The sequence below is a fragment of the Streptococcus sp. HMSC078H03 genome, from assembly GCF_001808655.1.
GTDB lineage: Bacteria > Bacillota > Bacilli > Lactobacillales > Streptococcaceae > Streptococcus > Streptococcus salivarius_G.
On record NZ_KV794120.1, the window covers coordinates 1 to 5,506 of the forward strand.

The window sequence follows — 5,506 nt, forward strand, 5'->3', positions numbered from 1 at the left end:
AGCACATCCGCTTCAGTCTCTGCGTCAGAATCAGTAAGTGCCTCTGAATCAGCATCTGCGTCAGAATCAGTAAGTGCGTCCGCTTCAGTCTCTGCGTCAGAGTCAGCAAGCACATCCGCTTCAGTCTCTGCCTCAGAGTCAGCAAGCACATCCGCTTCAGCATCTGAGTCAGCATCAGCAAGTGCCTCAGCCTCAGCCTCTGCGTCAGTCTCAGCAAGCACATCTGCATCAGTCTCTGCCTCTGAGTCAGCGTCAGCAAGCGCATCCGCTTCGGCATCAGAGTCAGCATCAGCAAGTGCATCTGATTCAGCATCTGCATCAGAATCAGCAAGTGCGTCAGAGTCAGCCTCTGCGTCAGCATCAGCAAGCGCATCCGCTTCAGTCTCTGCATCAGAATCAGCAAGTGCGTCAGAGTCAGCCTCTGCGTCAGCATCAGCAAGCGCATCCGCTTCAGTCTCTGCATCAGAATCATCAAGCGCATCTGAGTCCGCTTCAGCATCTGCATCAGCATCAGCAAGCACATCCGCTTCAGTCTCTGCATCAGAATCAGCAAGCGCATCAGAGTCAGCCTCTGCGTCAGAATCAGCAAGTGCCTCAGCCTCAGCCTCTGTGTCAGTCTCAGCAAGCACATCTGCATCAGTCTCTGCCTCTGAGTCAGCGTCAGTAAGCACATCAGTCTCTGCCTCTGAGTCAGCGTCAGTAAGCACATCAGTTTCTGTATCTGAGTCAGCATCAGCAAGCGCATCCGCTTCGGCATCTGCGTCAGCCTCAGCAAGCACATCCGCTTCAGTGTCAGCGTCAGAATCTATCTCTGTTTCAACTTCAATCTCTGAATCACTTTCAAACATTGTAAATCATTCAGAATCTGCTTCATCAAGCGTTTCAGTATCAGAGTCGGCTTCTACATCAGCATTCTTGAGTGCCTCTGAAAGCACAAGTGCTTCAACAAGTGTATCTGAGTCATTGTCAGCGTCAGAGTCAGCAAGCACATCCGCTTCAGTCTCTGCGTCAGAATCAGCAAGTGCCTCTGAGTCAGCCTCTGCGTCAGCCTCAGCAAGCACATCCGCTTCAGTCTCTGCATCAGAGTCAGCCTCTACATCGGCATTCTTAAGTGCCTCTGAAAGCACAAGCACTTCAACAAGTATCTCAACTTCATTGAGTACATCAGCAAGTCTTTCAGCCTCAGCATCAACAAGTGCTTCAGTCTCTGCCTCAGAATCAACTTCTGAAGTGAAGGATCCTAAGCACAAACGTGGTAGCCAAGCGCTTCCTAAGACTGGTGAGGAAAACTCATCATTAGGTATGGCCTTGGGTGCTTTGGCAACTGCAACTGGTCTTGGATTTCTTGCTAAACGTAAGAAAGATGAAGAAGAAAGTGAAGACTTCTAAGCCTTAGTAAGTTTAATCATTAGCTTCTAGCTAGACAATCAAATATCCCCTATCGATTAGAGTGATTTCCTAATTGGTAGGGGATTTTTTTAGTTTGATATTCTAAAAATGCAAATAGTTTTAATAAGTCTTAGGGTTAGCATTATTATCGTATTTTTAGGGAAATGAAAGAAAGGATTAATCGCTAGAAAGCAATCTTGAAATGAGATTTTTTGCTTAATTTTATGATAAAATTGAAAGGAGTGTTTTAATCAAAATATAAATGGAGTATATATGTTTTTTAGAAGGAATGAAGGTCAATATCGTGAAACCGATCGTGTGACACGTTTTAAATTGGTTAAGTCAGGGAAGCACTGGCTTCGTGCGGCGACGTCGAATTTTGGTCTTTTCAAGGTGCTTAGAGGGGGTGTGGATACACCGTCTGTTGCTGCCCAGCAGGTAGAGGTGGAAGCACCTGCTTTTTCAGGTCAGACAGTGCTTAAGGGAGTGCTTGCAACTGGGGCCTTGCTTGGTGGTTCAGTTGTGACTCATGTGGCTCATGCGGATGAAATGACTGATCAGCCGTTTTTGGAAAGTGAAGCAGGAGTTAAGACTGATCTCTTAGCTGCATCTGATTCCGTTGTTCTTGGAAACACGGAGTCTGTGTCCAGTGTTCAAGAGAGTCAAGTAAATAGTCAAGCGTCATCTGAAACTGTATCAAGTCAGACTTCGGAGGCTTCTTTGAGTGAGTCTTTATCCCTCAGCCAATCGGTGTCTGCTTCTGAATTTGCTTCTAAATCGACATCCTTGTCATTGAGTGCCTCGCTTTCAGTTTCATTGTCAGCTTCATTAGCTTCTAAATCGGAATCAGTAAGTCAGACGGATTCTTCTGCTCACAGTCAGTCTGAGAGTACACTTGGAAAAACTTCAGAGCAAAGCGCAAGTGCCTCTGTTCAGTCAGTTAGCAAGAGTGATAGTAGTAGCGACTCTAAAGTGGGGATGACTCTTGTCAGCTCGGAATCAACCTTGTTGAACGCTTCCTTGACATCCGAAGTACAAACTAATCGCCAATTGTCAGATACGGCGACTGGTTTGCTAGCTGCGTCAGTTGTGGCTGATGCTGAGCGTTTAGAACAAGAAAAGCGACTCAAAGATTTAGCCTTAGACATTTATACCTATAAATCTCAAGCTGTCGATTTGCCAAATACGGATGCTGCTATTCTCAAGGGAGATAAAGCCCTGGATGCCATTCGTGTCAGCCTGGCTGATCGTGACAGTGATGTGACGCCTACGATTGCTCAGGCTCGTCAAGCGAGAAATAGTCTTGCCAATGCGGTTCTTCGTGCGACATCTGGCCAGCGTGATCCTCGTAATGGTTCCAACATTGATGCTAATAATAATCTGAGAGTTCCTTATTATAACTTAGGCCCTAACAATGCCCTGATTTCTGCTTATAACTCTGACTACATCAATCAGGTTTATAATGTTGTTGAAACAAATCCTACACAATTTGGTCTTCGAAGCATTGGTTACACCTCTACTAGTGATCGAGTCAATGGTATCTTTGTTCCCCAGACCTCTGCCTTGAGAAATAGCTCAGTGGCCTTTAATATCATGGGAACTGTGGGCCAGACAGAAGTCGTGACGCCTGGGAAAATTTATACTCTTTCTTTTGTGGTTGCCAATAATGCAAATCAAACAGTGACACGCTCTTTGCGTATCCAGGTCTTGCCGCAAAATGATGGCATTCGTAATCCGATTACGGCGGTGACAACGAGTACTTTTGTTAATGACACAAGTAGTCTCGCTCAGGCTGAAAAAGATAAGGTTTGGGAAGCGTTTAAGACTGCTAACCCAAATATTGCCACTTCAAAGGACTTTAAATCTTATTCCGTTTCATCATCTGGTGTGGTAACCATTACTTATAAAGATAACACCACTAATGATGTGACGGCTCCAGTGAAGCGACTAGCAGCACCAACCGTTGAAACGAGATTATTGGACAAGGCTTACACACAGACGCCTGTAACGGTGACGGGAGCTGAGCCAGGTTCCACAGTCGTTCTATATAATAATGACGACGAAGTGGGAACAGCTGTGGCAGATGCTTTGGGTCAAGCGATTGTGACGCCGACTGTTAAGTTACAAACAGGTGGTGTAACAGCCAAAGCTCGCATCATGTATGGTGATTATGCGGTGTATTCAGATGCTAGCAATTCCGTGGCTGTAACGGACGGAACGCGTCCTGAAGTGACGGCCAAGTTGACGGTTGATGGTGTGGAACCTAAGTCAACGCCTCTCGAAGGTGGTGGGAAAAACTATACCCTCTATGCTGGTGATGATGCTGTTGTGACTTTCACGGCAACAGATGACAGTGGCAAGCTTAAAGAAATGAAAGTCGTTGCAAGAGCCGATTTGAATGACAATGCCTTGAACGGCAATTTCTTTGGTAGTAGCCAGTACGGAACTGGTAATATTGCACCAATTACGGGAGATATCACAGCAACGACTGATAATCCTGCAACCATCACAACGACCATTCATTTGAAGGATGACCTTTATCATTCTTTCCGAAACACATGGCAACGTAATGTTGCTGCTATTGACAATGCGTCAAATATGAACCGTCCAAATGGTTTGGGTGAGATTCGTATTACTCAGGGTCGCTTGTCAGATCGTACACCGGGTGTGGCGCCGACAAGCACTATTCAGGTGACCAGCCTGACTGCCTTAACAGATGCAGATAAGAGTAAGATTATTGAGGCTGTATCTGCCTTGAATCCAGAGGTCGCTAACCGTATTAAGTCTTATACGGTTAATAGTGATGGTACGGTAACGATTACTTATAAAGATAGTACGACCAATGTTGTGACGGTGAAATTGTCGGATAGTGATTACAGCGAGTCAGTGTCGCAAAGTGCCAGTCAGTCTAAGCAGGAATCTATTTCTCAAAGTCGAAGTGAGTCTGTTAAGCAATCTGCATCGACTAGCCTTTCATTGAGCACGGTAGCCTCAAAAAGTGTCTCAAGTTCTTTGAGTGAATCTTTGAAGACCAGCCAATCTCGAAGTCAATCCGCTTCAACGAGTGCATCTTTGAGTGCTGAGAAATCAACGAGTGTCTCAAGTTCCTTGAGTGAATCCTTGAAGACCAGCGTTTCACAAAGTCAGTCAGCCTCAACGAGTGCGTCTTTGAGTACTGTGAAGTCAGCGAGCGTTTCAAGTTCCTTGAGTGAGTCCTTGAAAACCAGCGTTTCGCAAAGCCAGTCTGCTTCAACAAGTGCGTCTTTGAGTACCGTGAAATCAGCGAGTGTTTCAAGTTCCTTGAGTGAGTCTTTGAAGACGAGCGTCTCACAAAGTCAATCTGTTTCAACAAGTGTGTCTTTGAGTGCCGTGAAATCAGCGAGTGTCTCAAGTTCCTTGAGTGAGTCCTTGAAGACAAGCCTCTCACAAAGTGAATCCGCATCAACAAGTGCATCTTTGAGTGCTGAGAAATCGGCGAGCGTTTCAAGTTCATTAAGTGAGTCCTTGAAGACCAGCGTATCACAAAGTGAATCCGCTTCAACAAGTGCTTCTTTGAGTACTGTGAAGTCAGCGAGTATCTCAAGTTCCTTGAGTGAGTCCTTGAAGACCAGCGTTTCACAAAGTGAATCCGCATCAACAAGTGCGTCTTTGAGTACTGTGAAGTCAGCGAGTGTCTCAAGTTCCTTGAGTGAGTCTTTGAAGACTAGCGTTTCTCAAAGTCAGTCAGCCTCAACGAGTGCTTCTTTGAGTACCGAGAAATCAGCGAGTGTTTCAAGTTCCTTGAGTGAGTCCTTGAAGACAAGCCTCTCACAAAGTCAATCCGCATCAACAAGTGCGTCTTTGAGTACCGTGAAATCTGAGAGCGTTTCAAGTTCCTTGAGTGAGTCCTTGAAGACAAGTGTCTCACAAAGTGAGTCCGCTTCAACGAGTGTGTCTTTGAGTACCGTTAAGTCAGCGAGTGTTTCAAGTTCCTTGAGTGAGTCCGCTTCAACAAGCTCGTCTGTGTCAGAATCACAATCTGTTTCAAACTCAGAATCAGCGTCAGTCAGTGCCTCAATTTCAGAATCACAATCAGTGTCTAATTCAGAATCAGCTTCAGAGAGTGCGTCAGTTTCAG

At 45.6% G+C, this 5,506-nt stretch carries 2 protein-coding genes; both read left to right on the forward strand.

From position 1 onward, the window contains the following. On the forward strand, window positions 1-1,389 hold a 1,389-nt coding region (locus HMPREF2607_RS10765; protein WP_148130164.1), incomplete at its 5' end, for an LPXTG cell wall anchor domain-containing protein. Window positions 1,390-1,662: 273 nt separating this feature from the next. After that, the coding region (locus HMPREF2607_RS09645) for an accessory Sec-dependent serine-rich glycoprotein adhesin (protein WP_148130165.1) at window positions 1,663-5,506 on the forward strand (3,844 nt) is incomplete at its 3' end.